18 protein-coding genes are annotated in these 24,439 nt (G+C 54.2%); 2 read left to right on the top strand and 16 right to left on the bottom strand.

Annotated elements, in window-relative coordinates; translation table 11 throughout:
• Positions 1-117: 117 nt before the first annotated feature.
• From BLR08_RS10630 to BLR08_RS10605, 6 genes are all read right to left on the bottom strand, one after another.
• Positions 118-2,376 (bottom strand): ATP-binding cassette domain-containing protein, encoded by a 2,259-nt coding sequence (locus BLR08_RS10630; RefSeq protein ID WP_072329160.1) that lies wholly within the window; start codon positions 2,374-2,376, stop codon positions 118-120.
• A gap of 468 nt (positions 2,377-2,844) precedes the next feature.
• The gene (locus BLR08_RS10625) at positions 2,845-6,525 is read right to left on the bottom strand and encodes a cohesin domain-containing protein (protein ID WP_143014357.1); all 3,681 of its coding nucleotides are present in this window, start codon (positions 6,523-6,525) and stop codon (positions 2,845-2,847) included.
• Between the two features lie 75 nt (positions 6,526-6,600).
• Positions 6,601-7,731 (bottom strand): glycoside hydrolase family 88 protein, encoded by a 1,131-nt coding sequence (locus BLR08_RS10620; RefSeq protein WP_072329158.1) that lies wholly within the window; start codon positions 7,729-7,731, stop codon positions 6,601-6,603.
• 87 nt (positions 7,732-7,818) lie between these two features.
• Entirely contained in the window at positions 7,819-9,417 is a 1,599-nt protein-coding gene (locus BLR08_RS10615) for an extracellular solute-binding protein (RefSeq protein ID WP_176835476.1), read from the bottom strand.
• An 80-nt stretch (positions 9,418-9,497) separates the two neighbouring features.
• The gene (locus BLR08_RS10610; protein ID WP_072329156.1) at positions 9,498-10,409 is read right to left on the bottom strand and encodes a carbohydrate ABC transporter permease; all 912 of its coding nucleotides are present in this window, start codon (positions 10,407-10,409) and stop codon (positions 9,498-9,500) included.
• 14 nt (positions 10,410-10,423) lie between these two features.
• Positions 10,424-11,362, bottom strand: a complete 939-nt coding sequence (locus BLR08_RS10605) for an ABC transporter permease (protein ID WP_072329155.1) — start codon at positions 11,360-11,362, stop codon at positions 10,424-10,426.
• 266 nt (positions 11,363-11,628) lie between these two features.
• Between BLR08_RS10605 and BLR08_RS10600 the strand changes: the two genes are divergently transcribed.
• Both BLR08_RS10600 and BLR08_RS10595 read left to right on the top strand, forming a co-directional pair.
• Positions 11,629-13,167, top strand: coding sequence for a response regulator transcription factor (locus BLR08_RS10600; protein ID WP_072329154.1), 1,539 nt, complete (start codon positions 11,629-11,631; stop codon positions 13,165-13,167).
• Complete coding sequence (locus tag BLR08_RS10595) at positions 13,160-14,953, top strand: sensor histidine kinase (protein WP_072329153.1); 1,794 nt, start codon at positions 13,160-13,162, stop codon at positions 14,951-14,953. Before BLR08_RS10600 ends, BLR08_RS10595 begins: the two co-directional genes overlap by 8 nt.
• 89 nt (positions 14,954-15,042) lie before the next feature.
• Here BLR08_RS10595 and ptsP read toward each other — a convergent pair whose 3' ends face one another.
• Genes ptsP through BLR08_RS10545 form a run of 10 tightly spaced genes read right to left on the bottom strand, consistent with a single transcriptional unit; the run spans position 15,043 to position 24,377 of the window.
• Entirely contained in the window at positions 15,043-16,794 is a 1,752-nt protein-coding gene (gene ptsP / locus BLR08_RS10590; protein ID WP_072329152.1) for a phosphoenolpyruvate--protein phosphotransferase, read from the bottom strand.
• Between the two features lie 28 nt (positions 16,795-16,822).
• Positions 16,823-17,086 carry an HPr family phosphocarrier protein gene (locus tag BLR08_RS10585; RefSeq protein ID WP_072329151.1) on the bottom strand — a complete coding sequence of 88 codons (264 nt, stop codon included), beginning with the start codon at positions 17,084-17,086 and terminating at the stop codon, positions 16,823-16,825.
• A gap of 18 nt (positions 17,087-17,104) precedes the next feature.
• The gene (locus BLR08_RS10580; RefSeq protein WP_072329245.1) at positions 17,105-18,538 is read right to left on the bottom strand and encodes an NADP-dependent glyceraldehyde-3-phosphate dehydrogenase; all 1,434 of its coding nucleotides are present in this window, start codon (positions 18,536-18,538) and stop codon (positions 17,105-17,107) included.
• A 48-nt stretch (positions 18,539-18,586) separates the two neighbouring features.
• Entirely contained in the window at positions 18,587-19,627 is a 1,041-nt protein-coding gene (locus BLR08_RS10575; RefSeq protein WP_072329150.1) for a zinc-dependent alcohol dehydrogenase, read from the bottom strand.
• Between the two features lie 31 nt (positions 19,628-19,658).
• Positions 19,659-20,825 carry an iron-containing alcohol dehydrogenase gene (locus BLR08_RS10570; RefSeq protein WP_072329149.1) on the bottom strand — a complete coding sequence of 389 codons (1,167 nt, stop codon included), beginning with the start codon at positions 20,823-20,825 and terminating at the stop codon, positions 19,659-19,661.
• Between the two features lie 22 nt (positions 20,826-20,847).
• Positions 20,848-21,747: a class II fructose-bisphosphate aldolase gene (locus tag BLR08_RS10565; protein WP_083536855.1), complete on the bottom strand. Its 900-nt coding sequence runs from the start codon at positions 21,745-21,747 to the stop codon at positions 20,848-20,850.
• Positions 21,748-21,787: 40 nt separating this feature from the next.
• Positions 21,788-22,666, bottom strand: a complete 879-nt coding sequence (locus tag BLR08_RS10560) for a PTS system mannose/fructose/sorbose family transporter subunit IID (protein ID WP_083536851.1) — start codon at positions 22,664-22,666, stop codon at positions 21,788-21,790.
• A complete protein-coding gene (locus tag BLR08_RS10555; RefSeq protein WP_090586015.1) occupies positions 22,663-23,409 on the bottom strand; it encodes a PTS mannose/fructose/sorbose/N-acetylgalactosamine transporter subunit IIC in 747 nt (248 codons plus the stop codon). The genes BLR08_RS10560 and BLR08_RS10555 overlap by 4 nt, the downstream gene beginning before the upstream one ends.
• A 15-nt stretch (positions 23,410-23,424) precedes the next feature.
• On the bottom strand, positions 23,425-23,910 hold the full coding sequence (locus BLR08_RS10550) for a PTS sugar transporter subunit IIB (RefSeq protein ID WP_072329147.1): 486 nt from the start codon (positions 23,908-23,910) through the stop codon (positions 23,425-23,427).
• A gap of 44 nt (positions 23,911-23,954) precedes the next feature.
• Positions 23,955-24,377: a PTS sugar transporter subunit IIA gene (locus tag BLR08_RS10545; RefSeq protein WP_256257495.1), complete on the bottom strand. Its 423-nt coding sequence runs from the start codon at positions 24,375-24,377 to the stop codon at positions 23,955-23,957.
• Positions 24,378-24,439: the final 62 nt, after the last annotated feature.

Here is a 24,439-nt window from a genome sequence, read left to right as displayed (position 1 = left end):
GTGGGCTTTTGGTTGAGGGTCATAAAAAGCGCCTCTTTCATAATGGAGTATTGTTCCTGTAGGAACGTTTCCCCATATGCTAGAGGCGTCTTCTTATGCCAGGCTCATCTTCTTTCCTTATCCCGCCAAGTATTTCCCCGTAATCGACTGCTCCGCATGGACGATCTGCGAAGGCTGGCCCTCGAACACGACCTGGCCGCCCTTGCTGCCTCCGTCCGGTCCCATATCGATGATCCAATCCGCTTGGCTGATCACATCCAGGTTATGCTCGATAACGATGACCGTATTGCCGGCATCGACCAGGCGGTTCATAATCTCCAGGAGGTGACCGATGTCGGACATATGCAGACCCGTCGTCGGCTCGTCCATCACGTAGATGCTGCCCTTCTTATGCAGCTCGCTTGCGAGCTTGATGCGCTGGCACTCCCCGCCCGAGAGCGTGCTGAGCGGCTGGCCGAGCGTAATATAGTTCAGCCCCACATCGCTCATCGCCTGGAGCTTGCGCACGACTTCCTTGATCTGAAAAAACTCCAAAGCCTGCTCTACCGTCATCGCCAGCACTTCGGCGATCGACTTGCCGTTCAGCTTGTACGCAAGCACTTCTTCCTTGAACCGTTTGCCTTCGCATACTTCGCAAGGGAGCTTCACGCTGTCCAGGAACGCAACATCCGCATACACGACACCCAATCCTTGGCAGTTCTCGCAAGCTCCCTTGGAGTTGAAGCTGAATAAGCCCTGGTTCACCTTGTTCGCCGAAGCAAACGCTTTGCGCACATCGTCCATAATGCCCGTATAGGTCGCGGGGTTCGAGCGGGTCGACACGCCTATCGCCGATTGGTCGATGACGATCGCGTCCGGATGCTGGCTGAGGAATATTTCATTGATCAGCGTACTTTTGCCAGAGCCGGCGACACCTGTAACGACGGTCAGCACGCCGGTCGGAATATCTACGCTTACATGCTGCAAGTTATGGAGCGTGGCGTCCTTGACGGACAGCCGGCCGGCCGGCTGACGGCAGTCCTGCTTCAGCTGAAGCGGCCGGCTCATATGATCGCCTGTCAGCGTACCCGATTCCAGCAAGCCCTGGAAGCTTCCTTCATACATAATCGTGCCGCCGCGGCCGCCGGCGTGAGGACCGACATCGACGATATGATCCGCCACCTTGATCACATCGGGATCATGCTCGACGACGATGACCGTATTGCCTTTGTCGCGCAGCTTCTGAAGCAATCCATTGAGCCGGTGTACATCGCGGGGATGCAGGCCAACGCTGGGCTCGTCGAAGATGTAGGTGACATCCACCAGGCTGCCGCTCAGATGCTTCACCATCTTGACGCGCTGCGACTCGCCGCCGGATAACGTATCCGTCTCGCGGTCCAGCGTCAAATAGTCGAGCCCGATATCGACCAGATGCTGCAGCCGTTCCGCCAGCGCCTTCACGATCGGCGCCGCGGCAGGATCGTTGATCTCCCGGACGACGCGGATAAGCTGTCCAACCTCCATCGAGGACAGCTCGGCAATATTGCGTCCGTTGATCCTGCAGCTGAGCGCGGCTTGACTAAGTCTCGCGCCGCGGCAGCTTGTGCAGGGGCCTTCGGAGATGAACGGCGCTACAGCCCGTTGTGTGCGCTCGGACTTTGTCTTCACATCCTGCTTGATGTACTTGTTGGTGAACTTCTCCAGCACGCCTTCTACGGTAATGTTCATGGCTTTCCCGCCGAACTGCACCTGCAGTTTACTTGCCTTGGCATACAGCAGCTTATCAAGCTCTTCTTCGGAATAATCGCTCAGCTTCTTGTCGAGATCGAAATTCCCGGACTCCACGATCATATTAAATTCCCAGCTGCCCACCCCATAGTCAGGCAGCAGGAGCGCCCCTTCGTTCAGTGATTTGGACATATCAAGCGCCTTGTTCATATCAACGCCAAGCCTGCGGCCGAGCCCGTTGCACTCAGGACACATGCCTTGCGGATCATTGAATGAGAACATATGGGCTTGTCCTACATAGGGCTGACCCACCCGCGAAAAGAGGAGCCGGAGAATAGGAGAAATGTCGGTAATGGTGCCCATCGTCGAATGAGATCCGCCGCCCAGCCGCTTCTGATCCACGATAACGGCCATGCTCAGGTTTTCGATCGCGTCTGCTTCCGGCTGCGGAAACCGCGGCAGAAAATTGCGGACAAACATGCTGAAGTTTTCGTTCAGCAGACGCTGGGATTCGGCGGCGATCGTATCGAAGACGATCGATGACTTGCCCGAGCCCGATACGCCGGTGAAGATGGTAATTTTCCGTTTCGGAATGCGCAAGGATATGTTCTTCAGATTGTTTTCCCTGGCTCCCGTAATAACGATATACTCTTGATTCGTTCCGCTCATGCTTGGCTCCTTCCGATCCTGTTAAATTCGGCTTGCATCATGACATACTTACATTGTACCACTAATCCGGCGCAGACAGACTTGCTTGCAGCGATTAAAGCGGGCCGAGCGTGCACGATGGGTGTCGGGTGCGGAAAAACGAAGGGTGAGGTCAACGTCATTTTCTTCCTCTAAATGACGGCTTGAAAGGGGACTTTCAATAAGACACCGTAAAGTGTCATATAGATTATAGGTTACCGTTTCAAGCGATGTCAACAACTCGTTTCATGGCATCAGATGACAAATTGCGAGGCTATAATTCGTTTGATTAATATTTAATCTCATTTAATATTTGTGACGCTAATGAATCAGCTGCACATGCGCATATCCGCAACCAATGTCTGTCAAATAAAAGAAGGGATATCCTTCCATCATCTTTAGATGACCGAAAGACATCCCTTTTTTCCTTCTCTCAAAATCTCACAAAGTCTAAGCTCCCTGACCCAAAATTCGCCTAGCGATAGCGACCAGATCGGCAATATCCAGCCTGCCGTCCTGATTCAAGTCAAAGATGCGCAGCGTCTCCCAGTGAGGCGACCCGTTTGTTGCCCCATAGTTTGCCGCCAGGATGGCCAGGTCCCCTACCCCTGCCTGTTGGCTGGCAGCCGCGTAGAAGGCTGTCAATGCCAAACGCAGCGTGTGAGCCGCTTGGTCCAGCTGAGCCTGGCTAGCTCCTGTCTGATTCAGCACGCTCTCCGCCGTCAGGATCGCCTCGTTCAGAGCCGCAATCGCCGATTGCGGGTAATAGCCCCAGCGCGGAGATGCAGGATTCAGTACTTTGGCAGCAGCAGCAGCCGCACGTGCTTCTGCGATTGCCGCTGCCAATTCCGATGAATCTACATCGGCGATGCTGACCTGCAGCCCCGAGCCGCCGTTCAACGAAAGCTCATTTCCGAATTGATCGGCTGCGACAATGTCGCTCACATAAACATTCGTCGTCACCGTCCCGCCGATTGCCCGGAAATGAAGCTGCAGCAGGTTCAATGAACCGGTAACAGGAGCAGCCGGATTGGTGCTGGCTTGCAAAATACGGACCTTGCCCGGGGCATACGTACTGCCCACGACGGTAAAGTCAGGCTGCAGCGAATCGGCGCCCATAAACGCCAGCGTATTGGCATCGAAATGAACCGTCATCGATTTCGCATAGACGCTTGAGCTCACGTTCGACAGCCCGTAGATCAGATCGAAGGATTGCCCCGATTGGATTTCGGAAGGGCCGGTCAGCTTCACGTCTCCTTGCTCCTGCGGTTGTTCGCTCGGATCATCCAGCTCATACGCTTTCATGCGGAATTCCAATGTCTGGCTGCCCGCGGACAGCGGCAGGCGCAAATTGTACACGTTGCCATAGCCGTTCGTGGCTACAACGGCGGTTTGAGCCTCTACCTGCTCCGGCCAAGTGACTTCCATCACCGAATTGCCGATTTTGTAAATGAATTTTCCGTCGGCAGGCTGCTCGATTTGCGCGAGCGGGTCCGATGTTTGCACGGCATCCTTCAGATATAAGGAAAACGGCAGATTGACATAGGCGTTAGTCACGGGATGATTGGTATCCAGCTCCGCTTTGATTTTCACCTCGTCCTCGAGCAGCTCATATTGCCACTTCAGCTGACCGGGGACCTTGGCCAGATTCGACACAATCTCAAACGACTCATCCTGCTCGAGCCATTGGAAGGTCGAGCTGTCGTTGCCGGTATAGAAAAATGCGCCGTTGTGATCCTGTCCGTATACCGCAGAGAACGTAATATCAGCCGGCGACTGGATATTCGCCACCTTGTTGCTTCTCATGGAAGACAGCGCCAGGCCGGTGCCCGGACTCCACAGCGCCATCGGCGCGCCGCCGAATTTGCTTTGTGAGGCCGCCGGATTAATGCCATAATGGACAACGCCGTACATAGCCCCCTTTTTCCAGGCGAATAATCCCGGCAGCTCCCATATCCCTTCCTCCTGCTGAGCGGGAAGCAGCTCCGGAGCCGCGATCTTCGGCAAGCTGTACGCATGAAGAATCTGATCGGTCATATAACCGGCGAGGCGTCTGCCCGAGCCCGGAAATCCTTCGTCCTTCGTGTCCAGTCCCCAGGTCAGCAGTCTTTGCCGCCAGGCATCCGTGTTCGCGACGTACGGCATGATCATCGCCTTGCCCAGCACGCCAGGGTCGCTTGTCATCGCATAACGCGCAGCCGCTATCGGAAACTCGGGGTAAGCAGCGAATTCACCGGGATACCCTTCATTCATCATGTGGAGCTGATTCCGGGAATTCATGGCTGTCGGAGAGATAAATGTTCCGTCGTTCGGCTGATACGGCGCTCCTTCCGGAAGCGGGAAATAGTAGAAGCTTTGGAACTTCAAGCTTTTCTCGATCGACGCTTTCATCTTGGCGACGAGATCGACCCGGGCGCCGGGCAGCTCGCGATAGCGGTAATAAGCGTCCGTCACATTGACGAGATTCAGCTCCTCATAGTTGCCGTCCGGACCGAACTCCTCGAGGAAGTACCCGGTCGAACTTTGGCCATGCTTGCCCCGGTCGGGATAGTCGTTCAGATAAGAATCCATCATCCGCTCGAAATACCCGAGGAACCGCTCTTCTCCTGTCGCCATGTACGTATACAGATGGCCGAGAATAATATGCGCCCATTGATTCGATTGGTAAGACATGAAGTCGGCGAGCTTGTCGCCGGTGGCAAGCAGACCTTGCCGCCATACCTCGCGCGTAGCGGGGTCCACCTTATCCTTCAGCTGCATATAAGGCAGCGCAATCGACAACGGATAGATGAAAAACGTATGGGAGATCGGGTAATCATCCGCTTCCAGCGTATTTTCGCGCAGCAGATCGTCGCCTTGCATCTGGGCGATATGAAATAACGAGCCGATGACGGCGCGATTGATTAACGCCTCGTTGTTATAAGCCGGATTCAGCGGCAAATCGGCGAAGGCGGCGGTGGACAGCGTCGACGGCTCGTGAATGCTCAGCCTAGGTCCATACAGAAAGCTCTCCCAGGATAGGCGAGCGTCAAGGTCTGTCAGCGTCTGCGGAGGATTGGGGAAAGCTCCGAAATAGGGACTGGCCGCGTTCAGATTTTGAAAGGCCAAGCCGTCCTTCAGCGTGGAAAGCACGCCGTAGGCCCCATACAGCAGAGTATCCAGCTGAGAGTTGACGGAGTCCGAAGGCTCCAGACCGTCCCAATCCAGCTCGACATTGAAGTTGGCGTTTCTCATCGCATACATCGTGGCCCGGGCTTTGGCCTGAACGGGACCTTGCACGAGCAAACCTCCGTCGGCTTCCATTGTCCCTCCTCTCAAGGCGAGCGCCGCTTCCGGCGTAGGCGTCAGAAGACCCGGAACCCCGTCGAAGGCGATGCTTTGCCCGGCAACGCCGGAATGCACGACCTTCCATACGTTGCCGGCATGGTTCTGAATCTGATTCAGAATCAGCTGGTTTCGCCTTTTTGAGCTGACCCACTGCGTAGTGCCGAGCGGAGCGTTATTGGCATCGTACAGCGAAACGGAAGACGGCAGCGATGGATTCGACGGATTATAGTTGATCACGATAGCCTTCTGCACCGTTCTGGGCAAGTACAGATAGGAAGTCACCGGCGTCGTCTCCGTAACGCCCAGATTTTGCTCCCCTCTCACTCCCCAAATATCGGTTGCCGGAATGCCAATTTCCAAGCGGTCGTCCTGCCTGCCCCCGTAATAGGAAATCCGCCAAATGCCGGCCCCGCCATTCGGTATGGTCAGCACCGCTTTATGATCGGCCGTGTTTTGATCCGTTAAATCATAATAAGCGGCCGTATTCCCGTCGGGATCGATTACTTTCACATACGTAATCGGGTTGTAATGGAATGTTCCGTTTTGCCCCGGCTGAGTGACGCGGCGCACATAAATCTCTTGAGGGCCGGGGGAGTCATACTGAGCGAGCATTCCGAAGCCCCGCACGTTGCCGCCCATCAGCCGGCTGTTGACATGAGCTTGAAGCACGGGAAAGCGGTCGTTCATTTCCTCAGGCGTTGCAGGAACGGAAGTCGTGGCCGATTCAGTCAAGCTGCTTGCTGCAGATACCGTCCCATCCACCGGAGGCAGCAAAATGCCCAGCAGCATTGTAAGCGTTATCACAATAGGGAGCCATACACGAAGCTTTTTTATGATTGATCCCTCATTTCATCTCGGATTGATTACCAGTACCAGCGATCACCAGCAGCTGTCAATCACCGACAGCCGCTTGCCGATGGCCTCCATAAAATAAAAATCGCCATAGACCGTGTACACATCTTTCCCGTTCGACTGCTTCAGCAGCCCGGGAACAGACGGGTCATCATTCAAATAATCCGGTTCGGACAAACGCGCGATCAAGCGGTCCGCCCATAGCGCATACGTCGAGTCATGCTCGAGGTATTTGTCCAGCTCCAGAAAAGCCGACGCGGCAATAGCAGCAGCCGAGCTGTCCCTGTGGGGCTCCGCCCCTTCCGGCAGCCTGAAATCCCATACCGGAACAAGCTGTTCATCCAGCTCCCGGATAAATGCAGAAGCGAGTCGGCACGACAGTTCCAGATAGGCCGGTTTTTTCGTATAGCCGTATGCGACGGCATACCCGTAAATCGCCCATGTCGTGCCTCTGGCCCAATAGCTCTCCTTGCCGAAGCCGCAATAATTTTCGCCGCCTATCGGCTCTCCGCTTCCGAAGTCAAAGCGGTAGGCATGGTATACTGAGCAGTCGTCGCGAATCATAAGCTTTGCAACCGTATCGCAATGCTTGACGGCGATATCATAATAAAAATAATTGCCTGTTTCCTGCCAAGCCCAGAACAGCAAGGGCATATTCATCAGCGAATCGATAATCGTCAATCCGTAGCCCCAGGAGCCCGGCTCGTTATCGCTCATCCTCCCCCATGCTTTGATGTATCCGCCGCGTACGACGAAGCGCTGGGCCAGCACCTCCGCTGCCCGCAAGGCGGTCTGACGATGCTCCTCGCTCCCGGTCAGCCGATACAGCTTGATCGAATACGGGCTGTACAGGAACCCGAGGTCATGCATCGTTTCATGCGCATAGTCATTCACCTTGGACCGGTATTGCCCTGCAAAGCTGTTGCACCACTTCAGAAATGGCCGCTCGCCGGTCACCTCATAAGCCATCACCCCCATGCCGGATATAAAGGAAGGAACCCAACAACCAATCTGATGAAACGGCGTCCATCTCTCCCTTCTTCTGAAATAATCGCCATCCGAATCTTCGGGAAAATCCCATAGCTCCGAATTCAGCCTTGTCATATGTCCTTTAGCTTTGGCCAGACATAAGTCGAATGCGTCCTGCAATGCCAGCATAGCTTCATACCTCCTATTTGCAGGAGGGCCGTCGTAGCGGCCCTCTCTGGCTTCTATCTTTAGATATAGATGACGTGCTGCGAGTCGTTACCGGTTTTCCGCCAGGTAAGCATCGACCTGCTTCTGGATTTCTTCCATTATTTTCGGCAGCCCGGCCTTCTTCATCTTGTCCAGCATCGCCGTGTGCGTGTTCTCCCAGTTGTCGGAAGCGCCGCTGTACAACGCTAGCTCATATTCGTTGCGGACCGCGTCGTATTGCGCCAGCTCGTTTTTGATCGGAGTGATATTCAGCTTGAAGTTTTTCAGCGGGATCGGCAGCGCCTCCGGATTTTGAAACTCCCTGACATAGTCCGAATACGGGTCCTTGTTCAGGTCGGTCGGCGCCAGCATGGAACCTGCAAATCCGCTTGGCCAGGAATAACGCGCCTGCTCCTTGCTTTTGTGAATCGGCATCGGCTTTCCGATGGAGTCTCTTGTAAAATGCTCGCCTTCTATACCATATGTCAGCAGCTCGACCAGCTCATAATTCGTATTGACCGCCTCCAAATACTTCATCGCCCGTTCAGGATGCTTGCTTGTCACGGGAATAACGAAGCCTACCGGAATGGACGGGCTTTCAAAATAGTTTTTGGCCCATGCGACCGTTTTGACCGGGAAGCCGTACGAGGCCGTGTCCAGCAAATCCGAGTCGATCTCCGGGAATTTCGGGCTCGTTATATATTGCGTTGTCATGGAAAGCACGTTGCCGTCCAGCTTCTTTTCGTATTGTCTCCGATTTTGCATGCTTAGAATATCCTTCTCCACATAACCGGCCTTATACCAGTCGGCATGCGTCTTATACATCATCTTCACGTCCGGCTGCTCGAAGTAATGCAGCACCTTGACATTCTTATCTTCTTTCTCGGCCACAAACGCATAGTTGTAGAAGGAGTAATACGCCCTTTCAGGCAGCCACTTCATCGTCTCGACGCTGACGCCGCGCCGGATCTCGCCTTTTTCCTTCAGCGTCTGCAGGTAGCTTGTCAGGTGATCGTACGTTTTCTGGGTCAAGCGGCCGTTGTCCTTGACCAGCGTCCCCTCCAGCTCGGCAATATTCGGGAAGTATTTGTCCGTCAGCTCCTTCTGGAACTTCAAGCCGATAAACTTGTCGCTGATCGGACCGTAGGAGGCGACCATATACGTTTGCCCGCCCACTTTGGATTTGTCCCACACCGATTGCGGGATAAACGCTTTCAATTTCGGCGTTTGCTCCAAATAGTTGTCCAGCGCCAGCAAGGTGCCCTTCTTCGCTTCAACGGCCAGATCGTTTTTGGAATTGCCGGACCCGCTGCCGAGGTTGGCCACATCGACTTGCTCCCCCGCCGACAGCATCAGGCGGAGCCGTTCCTCGAACTGCTCCGAGTTGACAACCGTGATGTCAACCGTCGTATTCGGCAAATATTTGCCAAGCCGTTTGTTAAACTCGTCGAATACTTTCTGGGTATCCGCTTGCGGGCCATGTCCCGAATATAAAATTTTCAGCGTGACCTGCTCGGTGCCGTCGTCCTTCGCCGCCGATGCAGGCGTGTTCGCCGCACCTCCGGCTTCGCCCCCCGGATTCGAATTGCCGTTCGTGCAGGCCGTCATCGTAAGCGCCGCAGCCATCAGCGGCGCAAGCGCAGCGCCAAGCCATCTTCTGCTTGCCAAGTTACATCCCCCCGTATGTGAATGATAGGTTTTATTTGAAGAAAGCCGCATGTGCCGCCCTCCTAAATAACAAGTGACAGCTACCCCTTAACCGCGCCTACCGTCAGCCCTTTCGTAAAGTACTTTTGGAAAAAAGGAAAAACGAACAGCATTGGACCCGCAGCTACGATACACATGGCATACCGCAGGCTCTCCGTCGGGATCTTGGGCGCTACGATGCCGGGCGGCGCGTTTTCCATCATAGCCTGGAACGTTTGGGCATCGAGCAAAATCTTTTGCAGCAAAAACTGCAGCGTATAAAGCTTCATATCCGAAATAAACAGAAAGGTAGTAAACCAGTTGTTCCACCGATCCAGCAACGTCAGCAGCGCTACGGTAGCCAGCACGGGCTTGGAGATGGGCAAGACGATCTGGAAAAATATCCGGATCTCGCCGGCGCCGTCCACCTTGGCCGATTCGGCCAACGAGGGCGGAAGCCCCTGAAAAAAGGTGCGGATTATAATGACATAAAAGGCGTAGACGAGCCAAGGGTGGAAAATATACACCCAGAAGGAATTGCCCAAATTCAAATACTGCGTCATCAGGATGTAAGTGGGAATTAAGCCTCCGCTGAAAATCAGGGTGAAAAAGAGATAAAAGGAAACAGCTTTGCGCGCTTTGAAATTGGGTCTGGAAAGGCTGTAGGCGCACATGGACATAAACAGCAAACCGAGCAGCGTACCCGCAAACGCCTGCAGCGCTGTCACCGTATAAGCGTCAATCAGCGAGCCGGGATTCGAGAAGATGTATTCGTATGCCGTAAAGTCCAGCTTCTCGGGAATCAGCTTGAAGCCGTCCAGGATCAGACTGTCCTCGTTCGTGAACGAAACCGAGACAATAAACAACAGCGGGATCACAAAACCAAACACGCAAAACGTGATGAAAAATGCATATATGATCAAGTCGGCGAAAGAGAATCTGTCCGCCCCCCTGGCCTTTTGAGTCCGGATCATCGTCTACCCTCCATTTAATAGAGCGAATTTTGCGGGGAAATTTTTTTCACAGCCGCATTGGCGATGACGACCGTAATCAGTCCGACCACAGACTGGAAGAAGCCTACCGCCGCCGCCGGTCCGATATCTCCCCCCCGCAGCCCGCGGAATACATACGTATCGATTATATCGGTCGCCGGATACAGCAGCCCCACGTCACGCGGGATTTGGAAGAAAAGCCCGAAGTCGCCCCGGAAAATGTTTGCCAGCTGCAAGATGCCGAGTATGATCATCAGCGGCATCAGCGCAGGCAAGGAAATATGAAGCGCTTGCTGAAAACGGTTGGCGCCGTCGATTTTCGCGGCTTCAAACTGCTCGGAATCGATGCCCATCAGCAGGGCGTAATACATGATGCAATCCAGCCCGATATGCTTCCACAGATTGACAAGCACGATTATAAACGGCCAGGCCTTCACCTCGTTGAACCACATCACCGGCGCAAGTCCCATACCTGTCAGTATATCATTGAGCACCCCTTGCGTCGGGCTTAAAAACAAATAGGTGATGTAGGAAACGATAACCCAGGACAGAAACCGCGGAATCGTCATCGTCGTCTGAAAAAACTTGAGCGCCAGCTTGTTCTTTACTTCATACAGCAGCAGCGCAATCAATACGGCGAAAAAAATGCCGACAATAATAAAGGTGATGCCGTACAGCAGCGTATTGCGGGTAATGCGCCATGCGTCCAGCGAGTTGAGGAAAAATGCGAAGTTTTGAAATCCGATCCATTCGCTCCCCAAGATTCCCAAGTTATAGCGGTAATCCTTGAACGCAACGATCAAGCCTCCCATGGGTATATAGTTGAAAATAAACAGGAGAACCACTGTGGGCAGCGCGAGCAGCCAAAGCGCCGCATTTTCGTAAACGACATTTTTTCTGAACTTCCATTTTGCCAGTTCCCGGCCCTCATTCATTTCTCTTCTTTCCTTTCTGCAGCGTCCGTTCATGGCGTGACTGCCTGTAATTGATTACGCTTCCATTGTAAACCGCTCTTCTGCCCTGCGGGTACCCTACGTTTTCTACTTTTACGCCTTATCCTTAATCTGTTGCGCTGCGGAAAAGGTGCCTATATTCAACTTTCGTATTCATTGTTAACCATTTGGCGATGCGGCGCGCATTTTCATGGTATAGTGATACAATAAAGCGTTATTACCGCACGCGTCGGGAGGGTTTTGGTCCTGTGTATAAATTGGTCATTGCCGAGGATGAAGAAAGATTAAGAAGAGGATTATGCAACTTTATTGACTGGGCGGAGCTGGGGTTTGAGGTGGTGTCCGCTTTCGGCGACGGCAAGGAAGTGATCGACTATTTATCCCGCCATAATGTCGATGCCGTATTTACCGACATTCAGATGGCCGAAGTATCGGGGCTTGAGATTGCCAAATTCGTATATGAGCGGCAGCAATCGTGCAAAGTGATTGTCATCAGCGGGTTCAAGGAATTTGGTTATGCCAGGCAAGCGATCGAATATAAGGTGGAGCATTACTTGATCAAACCGATCGATATCGATGAGATCGCCCGCGTGTTTACCGAGCTAAAACGCAAGCTTGACCGGCAGCAGCAGCTTGCGTCTACGACGCAGAAGGACCGGGAGCTGACGGAGGAAATTTTTCCCTTTCTGCAAGAGCAGCTGTTTGTCGACTTGGCCATCGGCGCGATTTTCTCCGACCAGGAGCTGGAGCGCCGGTTGCGCCTGGCCGGTCTAAGCATCTCCCCCGCCGCTTCCAGCGCACTTGTCAGCATTCGTGTAAGCGGTTACGGCACGGAGTCTTCCGGTCCGGATACCGATCAGCTGCAAGTCGCGTTGGCCAAGCTGCTTCGGGAGCAAACCGGTCCGATTTTGCATCACATCATATTTACTCAACGCCATCTGTTCAAGGTGCTGTCCCTTGAGCTGGAGATGCAAGACATAACCGAATTCGAGCGGCAATTGAACCGGCAGATGGAGCTGATACGGGACACCCTGCGCGATTTTTTCGGCCTATCCGTATCCGTTCACTACGAGGGGGTTTGTCAGCATCTGTTCGATATCAGCGCGCTGTTTCAGAAATCGATCAGCAACGATAACCGGCAGCAGCCATTTGGACATGCCTTTCTGATCGAGAAGTTCAAGCTGGTATTATCCAAGCTCAACGACGGCTCCGATGAAACGGCCCCGTCGATATGGGCCAGCTACATGCGGGAGATCAGCCAGCTGCCGATGGACAAGCAGCAAGAATTGTTTATCGGTTTGCTGCCCGCGCTCAGCGAATATGCCGGTTTAAACAGTGTCGCGGCCGGAGGCGGTTCACCGGTGCTGTCCGATTTGTCCGGTCACGACGGTCAGCTGCTGCTCGGCAAAATTTTCGACGGCGTGGCGGCCGATCCCGATAGATCATCCAACATTATGATCGACAAGGCCAAGCAATACATCGAATTGAACTATGCTCAGGACTTGTCGCTGGACGATGTCGCGGCCCAGGTGTTTTTGCATCCGATTTATTTCAGCCGGTTCTTCAAGCGGCAGACGGGTGAGAAATTCATCGACTATATCACCCGGCTGCGCATGAACAAAGCCATCGAGCTGCTGATTGAGAACAAATACAAAGTGTATGAAATCAGCAGTATGGTCGGGTACCGCAGCGACAAATATTTCGCCAAGCTGTTCAAGCAGCATACGGGGTATTCCCCCCGGGATTATTTGAAATATATTATGAAGGTGAGCGACGATCATGATTGACTCGTCGACCTTGCGGCAGGCAGTCCGGGACTACAGCTCCAGTCGCCTGTTCAAGAAGAATTTAGCCGTCACCCTGCTGCTCGTCACGCTGCCGCTTTGCATCATTTGCGTCGTCATTTACAAAACCTCGTCCAATATTATCGAAAAAAGCATTCAGGATCTGAATCAGGAATCGATATACCGCATGAAGGATGTTATCGATACGATCGTGTCCGAGTCGAAGCTGCTGGCGGCAAGCTTCAGCCTGAAGGATGAAACCAAAACCTACATGCAGTCAGGCATCCATGAGAATACGGCCAGCCGCATCCCGTATGAGCTGGCCGATGAGATTAAAACCTATGCCGGCATCCACCGCTACATCCATTCCGTCTATTTGTATTCCGAAAATCAGAACTATATCGTCTCCAACATCTACAACGGTATGCTGGAGAACGCGCCGGATAAAAATTGGCTTTCCCGGTACGGAACGCTGGATACGGACAACGTCAGCATCTATATCCGTAAAAACGACAGCGGCTACCCGTATTTCATTACGATTGTGAAACCCGTCTACTTTTTCAATCAGGATAAGCTGGGCGCGGTAGTCGTCAATATCGACATTGAGACGCTGGGCAAGCTGTTTCAAAAAACGGGCAATATTCAGCCGCAAAACAGCTATCTGGTCGATAATGCCTCGGACAGCGTAGTCGTATACAACCGCAGCCTCCCCGCCATGTGGACGCAAGGCGACGACTTGGCCCAGTTAGGCCCTTTCATCCGGGAGGAAGGGCGAATCTCCGTTACGGATGAATTCGGCGGCGAAAAATATATCCTGTCCGCCGTCCCGTCGACGAGCGGGCCCTGGACCTATGTCGGCGCCTATCCGCTCAGCTACTATGATGAAAAGCTGAATATTGCCAAGCATATTTTGGTCTATTTCATAGCGGGCGTCACCTTGATCGGCATCGGGATTTCCTTCATCCTTTCCGTTCGCTCCTTCCAGCCGGTGAAAAACATCGTATCGGTGCTGAAGGACCCGTCCAAGCTGCAGCCGCAGGCAGAGCCCGATCGCCAACTCTCCAAATCCAGAAATGAGCTGGATTATATCCAGGCCGCCATCTGGCAGTCCGTCCAGAGCCACAAAGAAATGGAGGATGCGTTGAAGCAGCGGCTGGAGCTGTTGAAGCATGCGCAGGCTGCGGCCCTGCAATCGCAAATTAATCCGCATTTTCTCGGGAATACGCTGGATAGCATCAAGTGGGAGGCTATGGAGCTGACCGGGGGCAAAAATCCTGTCTCCTCCATGGTGACCAAGCTGGCGCATTTATTCCATCTCGGCCTGAATATGAAGGAAAGGCTGGTGCCCATCTCCACTGAAATGGATCACGCCAAGCTCTATGTCGAGATTATGAAGTATCGTTATAATGATTTGTTTGAGGTGGAATGGATGATCGAACCGGCTTTGTACAACCATAAGATCGTCAAGCTGTCCTTTCAGCCGTTGATCGAAAACGCCATCCAGCACGGCCTGAAGCCCAAAAAGAAAGACGGCCGCCTTCTTATTCAAGGGGAGACCGTCAAAGATCAAATTCATATCCGCTTTATCGACAACGGCGTCGGCATGGCCGCCTCGCTCGCCGATGAGCTGAACGGCAGGATGAACGGCGAAACGGCGGAAGTCGGCGAGCATATCGGCATTCAAAACGTCAACCAGCGCATCAAGCTTATTTTCGGCAGCCCGTATGGCGTCACCATTGCCGACAGCTCGGACGCGGGGACGACGATCGTTGTGCGGATTCCGTTGTGACAAGCGCCTTATTCTAGGCGGACTGCCTGCTGCTGGGCCAGCAAGCACAGCTCGGCTGCTTTGAACGCATGCTCTCGGGTCAGATCGGGTCATTCGGATTCAGCGAATGATTTCTGCGCCGTCTCCCAAAAATCGTCGAGCATCCTCTCCACCGCCTCAGCGCTTTCCAGTTCCAAAGCTCGTTTGGCAAGCTTTTCGGAATCCTTTACATTTAGCTGTCTGAGGAGCATACGGCAGTTCAGGACAGAAGACGGGCTCATGCTCAGTTCGGAAAGTCCCATGCCAAGCAGCAAGGGCAGCGCCTTGGGCTGGCCGGCCATTTCTCCACACATGCCGACCCATATGCCTTTCCGCCTGGCGGCTTCGACGGTCATGTAGATCAGCCGCAGAACCGCCGGATGAAATGGCTGGTACAGATGCGATATTTTCCCGTTCATCCGATCCACAGCCAGCGCATACTGAACCAAATCATTTGTGCCGATGCTAAAAAAATCCGCTTCCTGCGCCAGTTTGTCTGCGATGAGCGCAGCCGATGGCACCTCGACCATCACCCCTACCTCCATTTGCGGATTGTAGAGGATGCCCTGCCCGGACAATTCCTGCCGTGCCTCATTGAGCAGCATGTTTGCCTCTCTGAGCTCCGATAAGGATGAGATCATCGGATACATCAGCTTAACGTTTCCGAAAGCGCTTGCCCGGGCGATTGCCCGCAGTTGAGTCTTGAACAGGTTCTGTCGGTCTAGACACATCCGGATGGCGCGATACCCTAGGAACGGGTTACTTTCCCGATCAAGGCCAAGCGCAGGAAGCTCCTTGTCGCCCCCGATATCAAGCGACCGGATGATCAACGGCTTGTCGGGGCCAATCACGCGGATGACGGACCGATATGCCTCGACCTGTTCCTCCTCGCTTGGCAGCCCTGAATGTCCCATGTACAGAAACTCGGTTCGATAAAGACCTATCCCATCAGCGTTTTGGTCTGCCGCGCTTCTCGCTTCCGGCAAACTCCCGATATTAGCCATGAGCTCTATGGGTACACCGTCCGCACTTTGAGAAGGCATTTCACGAAACCGAGCCGTTGCTTCCCGCGCTTTCCGGTAGGCTTCGTCCAGTCGGCGGTATTCATCCAGAACTTCCGTTTCGGGATTGATGATGACTACCCCTTTAACTCCGTCTACAATAATGTAATCGCCCGCTTGAATTTCGCTTGTGGCCGATTTCAGACCCGCCACCGCCGGAATATCTAAGGATCTGGCCACAATTGCCGTATGGGATGCCCTGCCGCCCTCGTCGGTAGCGAAGCCCATTACCAGCTCTTTGCGAAGCCGAATCGTATCTGTTGGGGCTAGATCGCGCGCAATCAGCACAGCCGGTTCCAATATCCCCTGCAGCACATCTTTGCTTTCGCCACGAAGGTGGCGAAGCAGCCGGTCGCGAACGTCGCGCAGATCGTCGGCTCGTTGTTTGATATAGCCGCTCTCAAGGGCTTGCAGCGCGCCGATCAGCGCTTGGGACACCTCCAAGACCGCATGCTCTGCATTCAATAGCTCGGACTGGATTTTTTCGCGCACAGGATCGATAAGGTCGGGGTCGTCGAGCATGAGCAGGTGCGAGCCGATAATCTCAGCTTCCGCTTCGCCCACCGTCTCACGGACGGTTTGCTCGATCTGCTCAAGTTCAGCCATCGCCTCCCGCAGTCCGACCTCCAATCGCTCAAGCTCCGCATCCGTTTGTTCGGCCGTTATAGGACAATAATCGATCTCGGCCACCTGCTGGCCTAGCAGGTGCGCAGGCCCCATCGCATAGCCGGGAGCGGCGGCCACGCCATGCAGCTGTCTCATTTTTGATTTTATTCCCACTGCCCGCACCTCATCCCTCGGAAACGCCTGTCAAATATGAAGCGATCTCGTCGAGTGCGGCGTTCTCGTCCTCTCCTTCGACCGTCAGGGTCACCGACTGGCCTTCGTCGGCGCCAAGCGCGATAATCCCGAGCAAACTTTTGCCGTTCGCTTCACTATTTTTGAATTGCAGCGTGATCCGACTTTTGAATTTTTTACCCAGCTTGACGACATGGGATGCCGGCCTGGCATGCAGACCACCCTCGACTTGTAGGCGAATTGTTCTCTGCACCATCTCTTTTCCTCCCTGATGCTATTCGTGGAACACAGTCACTTTATCACGCACCATCGTTTCGATGCTTTTACGTATGCCTTGAACGCCGAGGCCCGAGCTTTTAACCCCCAAAAATGGAAAATGGTCCGGTCCCCGTTCCGTCTTCCCGTTTAGTTGGACGCTGCCGACATCGAGCTTGCCGGCAATACTAAGCGCCGCTTGCATGTCACGCGTGAATACACTGGCCTGCAGGCCATATTCGGAATCGTTCGCCCACCGAACCGCTTCCTCCGCGTCACGAACACGGATGACAGGAAGGACTGGACCGAAGGGTTCCTCCCAAGCGATCCTCATCCGCTCCGTGACGCCGTCGAGCAAGGTCGGGTATACAAGATTCCCTTCACGCCGATTGCCGTTCACAAGCAAGGCTCCTTCGTCTAACGCTTCGCTGATTAACGCGCTTACCTTGTCTGCCGCTTGCGTATCGATCAATGGGGTAATGTCCGCTTGCTCCTCCGGCGACCCCACGCGGAGTTGTTCGATCCTGTACCGGAGGAGCTCTACAAGCTGATCAGCCGCGGGCTCGGAGACGAGCACTCGCTTGATCGCGGTACAGCGCTGCCCGGAGTAGGCAAAAGCTCCGCTAACGATTTCTCTGGCAGCCAAGTCCAGGTCGGCGTCCTCTAGCACGATCGCCGGATCTTTCCCTCCCAGCTCGAGGATGACGGGAATCATATTCGCTTTTCGGCAAATCTCCCGTCCGGTTGCCGTCCCTCCGGTAAAACTGATGCAGTTCACCGACTTGTGAGACGTGAGTGCATCTCCGATCTCCGCCCCTCTGCCGGTCACTACATTCAGTACGCCCGGGGGACACCCTGCGCGCTGTAGCGCGCTAGCAGCGAGTAGCGCACTGATCGCGCCCTGCGTTGGCGGTTTGAGAACAACAGTATTACCGGCGATTAGTGCCGGGGCGATTTTGCTGACGGACAGATTCACTGGGTAGTTGAACGGCGAGATGGCCAGTACGACCCCCAGTGGTACTTTGTCGACGCGTGCCGTCTTGCCCGGCTTCACCCCGGGATAAGCGTCGCCGCTGATCAGCTCCCCGCCGATCCGCCGTCCTTCCTCAGCGGTATGCCGAATCAGATCTGCGCTGCGCTCGACTTCTGCCAAGGCGGCAGATCCGCTCTTCCCGACCTCAAGCATAATAAACTCAGCAATCTCGCCAGACACCCGCAGCATTTCGTCGGCCCATGCATGCAGCAAGCCGGCTCTCTTATGCATAGGCATGGTCGCCCACTGCTTCTGGGCCCGTTCAGCAGCTAGGACCGCGCTTGCCGCTTCCTCTGTCGTCATCGACGGCACGCGTCCGACAACGAGAGGCTTGTATGGGCAACGGATGTCGATATATCGGGAAGACTCGCTCACCCTCCACTCGCCGTCCAACAGAAACGGAAACGTTTGAATGTTCATGGACTTCACTAGCGACTTCCACTCCTTCCGAACTCCGTTTGCGATTGATTACAGTTTCACGCTGATCCGGTAGCTTCCCGATGTGCTGGCGGCTGCATATGCGGCTTGAATATCGTCAAGGGCATAGCTTTTCTCGATCAGAAGGGAGACATCCACTAGTTTATCGTTCAGCAGTCGGGCGGCGTCCATAAAGTCGGCCATGTCAGCTCCATATGTGCCGATCAGCTCCATTTTTCGATAATGGATGCTATTGGAATCCACATGAAGCTCGGGAGCCGGGTAGCCGGCTGCAAATAGCAGCACTTTTCCGTTCCACTTTTTGACCATCTCAAGGGCCTGACTGTTGGCGATAGTGGCCCCGACCGCGATGATAACCGCATCAGTTCCCTGACCGCCCGCCCAATTCCTGACCGCCTGAACGGGATCTTCCTCGTCGGCGCGAATAACGTCGAAGCCCATCGCTCGTGCCGTTTTGATTTTTTTGTCCATCACTTCTGTAATGACTACTCGGGCACCGTAAGCTCTGGCCGCCTGCGCGTTAACCAAACCCATCGTGCCTGCTCCGATTATGGCGACTGTTTCCATTGGCATTAGCCGCAGTTTACGAAGCCCTTTCACTACAGTCGCTAGCGGCTCTAGAAACGCAGCTTCACCGGGAGACAGTTCAGGGCTCATCTTGACGAGCGATTTGGCATCTCTGACAAAATAATTGGAAAAGCCGAAGTCGCCATAATAGCCGTCTTCTGTCGGCGCTCCCGACATCTGCTTACATTCCCCAGTCAAACCGACCTTGCAAGCGTCACAAATGCCGCAATAGCCATAGGCGACTCCCACTCTGTCGCCCTGCTTCAAATCGTCGCTGACTGCGCTGCCTTTGGTAACGATAATCCCGGAGCATTCGTGACCGCCGGCCATTGGGTAAGGCTGATGCTCCCTCAAGCCCATCCATTGACCGTAATCGGTTGTACAAATGTTGCAGGCCTCGTGCTTGACCAGTACCTGATGCTCCTTCAGCTCGGGCAGCTTGCGTTCCCGCACTTCGGCCACACCCGCCTTAACCAGCACCGCAAATCTCATCTTATCATTCATCTTATCCACTCCCTTGATCTCATTTGGGAAACTACCGTGCAGACTCCAGAATAGCGGCAATATCTTTCTCCGCAAGCTTTGCATATTTTCCAATCGTCCCGGCAGTCGACTGACAACAGCGCTGAGCTATCTCCAGGATCCGGCTGCCGTCGATGCCCGCCTCAGACAAACGGACAGGTAGACCGGCCATACGGAAAAAACGCTCCGTCTGCTCGATCCCTTTCCATGCGATGCGTTCCAGGTCTTCGTCCGGTGCAACATCCCATACCTCCATCGCATACTGGCGGAAGCGGTTCAGATCGGAGCGGTACACATATTTCATCCAGGCTGGAAAAACAATGGATAGCGCCGCTCCGTGAGTAATATCGTAGAGCGCGCCTAGCTCATGCGCGATCAGATGGGATGCCCAGTCCTCCTCTCGGCCGGTGCCAAGCAGCCCGTTGTGGGCGATCGTGCCCGCCCACATGATTTCAGCGCGCGCATTGTAATGGCGAGGCTCCTCTAACACGACCGGGAGCAGCCGAATGATAGTACGCAGCGTCGCCTCGCACAGCCGGTCCGTGAATAACACATGCTCCGTGCGAGTAAAATAGCGTTCGAACACGTGCGACATCATATCCGCGCATCCGGCGGCCGTCTGAGCCGGCGACAAGGTGAAGGTGAATTCCGGGTTAAGTATAGAGAATGCCGGAGCGAGCGCGGGATGAGTTACGGACAGCTTATAACCTCCGAGCTCGCTCGTAATAACGGACGTGCCGTTGCTCTCGCTTCCTGCAGCGGGTAGGGTCAGCACCGTTCCGATCGGCAGCGTATCGCCTATTGGAGTATTTTTTTCGAAGAAATCCCACACGTCGCCGTCATAAGCGGCTCCTGCCGCAATCGCCTTGGCTGAATCGATTACGCTGCCGCCTCCAACGGCTAGGATGATATCGATACGTTCATCACGGCATAGCCTGACACCTTCCCTCACGAGGCCGAGCCGCGGATTTGGCTGCACGCCGGGCAACTCGACGACAGTCAATCCAGCTTCGCCGAGAGACTGGATAACGCTTTCATAAGCTCCGTTTCTCCGTACACTGTCACCGCCGTAATGAAGCAGCACGCGCCTGCCGAAACGGCTAGCCTCCGCGCCGGACAGATGAGCAGTCCCTTGCCCGAAGATCAGTTTGGTCGGATTGTGGAAAACGAAATTTTCCATGAAACCACTCCCGTCGATCGTTTTACGCTTTGTTGGCCGAACCAAACAACACCATATAGTGCTTAAGCGCTTCCTTGTAACCTTTAGCGCCTGCGGCGAAGGCGTCGCACAGATTGATTGTCCGATTGTCCCCGTCAAATTCACCTGCCGGTCCGTCGTCCTCCGTTAACGTCTTGTCCATCTCCGGCCGCTCTCCCCCCAGATACGCCCTCAGGAAGCCGATGCCCTTGCTGCTCAGATCTGTGAACAAGTTCACCTTCTGGATGCCGGTCTCGACCGCCCTGCGCAGATTTTCATCTCCTGTCCCTGAGCCTCCGTGAAGCACAAGCGGAATATCAATTCTGCGACGCATGACGGCGAGCCGATCGAATTCGATACGGGGCTCCCCTTGGTAGGAGCCGTGGGACGTGCCGACGGCGACGGCCAGACAATCGATGTTCGTTTCCCGCACAAAATGCACGGCTTCGTCCGGGTCCGTCAAGCCGCCGTCTCGTGTCTTATTGTACTCGAAGCCCATCCCGACGTGACCAAGCTCAGCTTCTACCGACACGCCAACGGCGTGAGCCGCCTGAACAATCTCCTTGACCTGGGCGACGTTTTCCTCATAGGGCAGTGTCGAGCGGTCGGCCATGACGGACGTAAATCCGGCCTTGATCGCCAGGATCGCCTCCTCATAGGTGGAGCCGTGGTCCAGATTCAGAGCCACCGGCACCTCGGGATATCGCCTGTCGTAGAACCTGGTCAGTTCGGCGATCAGTTCGATGCCATGAACGCCTGCGCAGTCGATAATGATGGGAGCCCGCAGCTCGCTTGCCGCTTGGAAGGCAGCTTCCACCGTCTCTACGTTGAATGTATTGGGAGCGGCTACCGCATACTTTTCCGCTTTGGCCCGATCGAGCATTTGTCTCATAGAAATCAGCATGCCGATTCACTCCTATCCTTAATTTAAAAATCTTGTCTCATCAGAACAACCCAATCAGTGAGCCGATCAAGCTTCCCGCAACCAGAATCAGCAGCATGTAATTGATTTTGTGGCCTTTGTTTTTCAGATACCAATAGATCCCAAATATAACGGCCAACGGCAGTAGACCTGGCGCGATGCTATCAAGAAGCTCCTGCACAGCCAGCGACTCTCCTCCCCCAGTCGAAAACTCGAACGGAATCGTCAGCTTGACGAAATTGGCGGAAAGCGCGCCCATCATGAACAACCCCAAGATGCTGGCGCCCATGATCAGCTCTTTGACCCATCCGCTTTGCAAAATCGACTTGACCGATTCCCGGCCGAGCCTGTAGCCGAGGTTCCATAGAAAGTACCCTTCCGCCAGTGTAACGACGGTGAATAGAAACGGAATGACAGCCCCGAGCGGACTGCCGCTCATCGCAAACGATACGCCAAGCGCATAAATAATCGCTTTGAGCGTTCCCCAGTCGATGGTATCTCCAATGCCGGCCATCGGCCCCATCAAGCCCGTTTTAACGCCGGTAATCGCACTGTCCGGCACGTCTTTCTCCTTCGCCTTCCGCTCCTCCATTGCGATCGTTATACCATGGATGAGCGTCCCCCATATCGCCTGGGTATTGAAAAAATTCAGATGTCGCTTGAGGGCCTCACTCAAATCTTCTTTCGTCCGGTACAACTTCTTCAGGATGGGCGTCATCGCAGCGCAGAACGAAAGCGATTGCATCCGTTCGTAGGAATTGGACACCTCGCAAATAAGATACCAAAGCAAAAACGATCTGTTGATGTCACGCTTGCTGAGCAGCGGTTTGTTCGTCTCCGGCCGGATGTCGGAAGGTCCCGGGGATGCCTGCTGTACATGAACGTTCGCTTCTGTTCTCATACTGCATTCCCCTCTTTCTCCCGTCGCATGAACACCATGAGCAGAGCGATGCAGGTACCGAAGATAGCCGCAGCCATAATATTAATCTGCAAGTACTTCACAGCGAAAAAGCCAAGGATGAAAAAAGGAATCAGCTTATTTTTGCCGATAATGAAAATCGTGATCGCGAACCCGAGTGCCGGCAGTATCCCTCCGGCCACGCTCATTCCGTGCATGATCCACTCAGGCACCTTGTTGATAAAAGATTCGACCACGGCCGAGCCGTATAAAGTGGCCGCAAAGACTGGCGGAAAGCGGAGAACGAAACCAAGAAGCAGCGGATACAGAAGGGCGCAGAACCAGATTCCCTTGATGTTGCACGCCTCCGCATATTTATCTGCCCAGTGCACGAAGATAGCGTTGACGGTTCGTCGAATCTGATCCAGGAATACGCCGAGTACGCCGAAAGGCACGGCAAGAACGACCGCCATCTCCGGCGTCATTCCCGTCTGCATCGCAATGGGAATCGCGATCACACCAGCCAGCGCTTCATCGGCAGGTATATTAGCCCCAGCAGCCACCATACCCAGATAGACCAGCTCGATTGCCGCTCCGATCATCATCGCTTTGGCCACATCTCCCATAATCAGCCCGATCGGAAGAGCCATCACAACAGGCTGACATAATACAGCGTGAAAGGTGTAACCGAAGGCGCTACGGCAAAACCAATACCACAAGCCGGTAAACAAAGCTAACCCCAGCATCACGGACATCACCGCCTAAAAGTTTTTGACTGCCTTGTCGAATTCAATCTTTGATTCTTCCGGTATGATATGAATATAAATATCAACATGCTGAGATCGTAGCTCCTTAAGCTTCTTCACATCCTCGGCGTCGAAGGAAACCGCTTTCGAAACTGTTGTTCGACCCGGCGCGCTAGCCAGCCCCCCGATCTGCAACGTTCGGATTGGGAAGCCGCCGATGAATGCACGGTAGCAGGCATCGACGCCCTTGAACAACAGGAGGACATCCCCCTTGCCCAGTTCATCATCCTTCCATCTCTGCAAGACGCTTTCGACACTGAAAACTTCGACGGTAATTCCCTGCGGTGCGGCCATGACGAAAATGTCGGACATGAACGGGTCGGCCTCCAGCTCATCGTCGATAATGATGATACGAGAAGCACCTGACAGCTTCAGCCATTTCGTAATGACCTGACCGTGAATCAAGCGGCTGTCTATACGGATCAATTTCAAGTTGGCCATCCATCTCACTCCTGTCTGCTTGAGATGCTCTTAACGTAGATTGTCTACGCTTTCATCCTTTTCGCTTCAAAAGCCTCGCGAAGATCGCGTATTCCTTCTCTCCCCGCTTCCCGACAGCGCTGCGCAAGTTCCAGCAGACCGCATTCTTCCCGGAATTCAAGCGCTTCTACCAGCATCGCCATATTGACGCCAGTCAAGCACTGGAAATCCGACTCGCGCATGTTGGCGGCCGTAATGTTGCTCGGGCTCCCGCCAAACAAATCGACCAATACCAGGGAACCCTCGCCTTGATCAAGTGCGCGGATGCGCTCGGACACCCGCTGCCGCAGTTCTTGCACATCGTCGCCATGATGCAGAGTCAATGCCTCTGCTTGCTCGAAAGGTCCGACGATAAGCTCCGCACTCTTCAATAACTCCTCTCCAAAGCTGCCGTGCGTTATCACCAATACCCCAATCACCTCGGTCACCACCTTCCTCTTTTCATTGTACTTTGAGTTAGCCACACATTCTTAGAATATTTGTCTGTTTG

The organism is Paenibacillus sp. cl123, from assembly GCF_900101595.1.
In the GTDB taxonomy this organism is placed as follows: domain Bacteria; phylum Bacillota; class Bacilli; order Paenibacillales; family NBRC-103111; genus Paenibacillus_G.
The sequence above is the reverse complement of the archived record's forward strand: the minus strand, read 5'-3'. Positions and strand labels throughout refer to the sequence as shown.

Bases quoted from the DNA above. Each gene is read 5' to 3' on its own strand.
- BLR08_RS10630 (WP_072329160.1), bottom strand. From the start codon at position 2,376: ATGAGCGGAACGAATCAAGAGTATATCGTTATTACGGGAGCCAGGGAA.
- BLR08_RS10620 (WP_072329158.1), bottom strand. From the start codon at position 7,731: ATGCTGGCATTGCAGGACGCATTCGACTTATGTCTGGCCAAAGCTAAA.
- BLR08_RS10610 (WP_072329156.1), bottom strand. From the start codon at position 10,409: ATGATCCGGACTCAAAAGGCCAGGGGGGCGGACAGATTCTCTTTCGCC.
- BLR08_RS10605 (WP_072329155.1), bottom strand. From the start codon at position 11,362: ATGAATGAGGGCCGGGAACTGGCAAAATGGAAGTTCAGAAAAAATGTC.
- BLR08_RS10595 (WP_072329153.1), top strand. From the start codon at position 13,160: ATGATTGACTCGTCGACCTTGCGGCAGGCAGTCCGGGACTACAGCTCC.
- ptsP (WP_072329152.1), bottom strand. From the start codon at position 16,794: ATGAGACAGCTGCATGGCGTGGCCGCCGCTCCCGGCTATGCGATGGGG.
- BLR08_RS10585 (WP_072329151.1), bottom strand. From the start codon at position 17,086: ATGGTGCAGAGAACAATTCGCCTACAAGTCGAGGGTGGTCTGCATGCC.
- BLR08_RS10580 (WP_072329245.1), bottom strand. From the start codon at position 18,538: ATGAACATTCAAACGTTTCCGTTTCTGTTGGACGGCGAGTGGAGGGTG.
- BLR08_RS10575 (WP_072329150.1), bottom strand. From the start codon at position 19,627: ATGAATGATAAGATGAGATTTGCGGTGCTGGTTAAGGCGGGTGTGGCC.
- BLR08_RS10570 (WP_072329149.1), bottom strand. From the start codon at position 20,825: ATGGAAAATTTCGTTTTCCACAATCCGACCAAACTGATCTTCGGGCAA.
- BLR08_RS10565 (WP_083536855.1), bottom strand. From the start codon at position 21,747: ATGCTGATTTCTATGAGACAAATGCTCGATCGGGCCAAAGCGGAAAAG.
- BLR08_RS10560 (WP_083536851.1), bottom strand. From the start codon at position 22,666: ATGAGAACAGAAGCGAACGTTCATGTACAGCAGGCATCCCCGGGACCT.
- BLR08_RS10555 (WP_090586015.1), bottom strand. From the start codon at position 23,409: ATGCTGGGGTTAGCTTTGTTTACCGGCTTGTGGTATTGGTTTTGCCGT.
- BLR08_RS10550 (WP_072329147.1), bottom strand. From the start codon at position 23,910: ATGGCCAACTTGAAATTGATCCGTATAGACAGCCGCTTGATTCACGGT.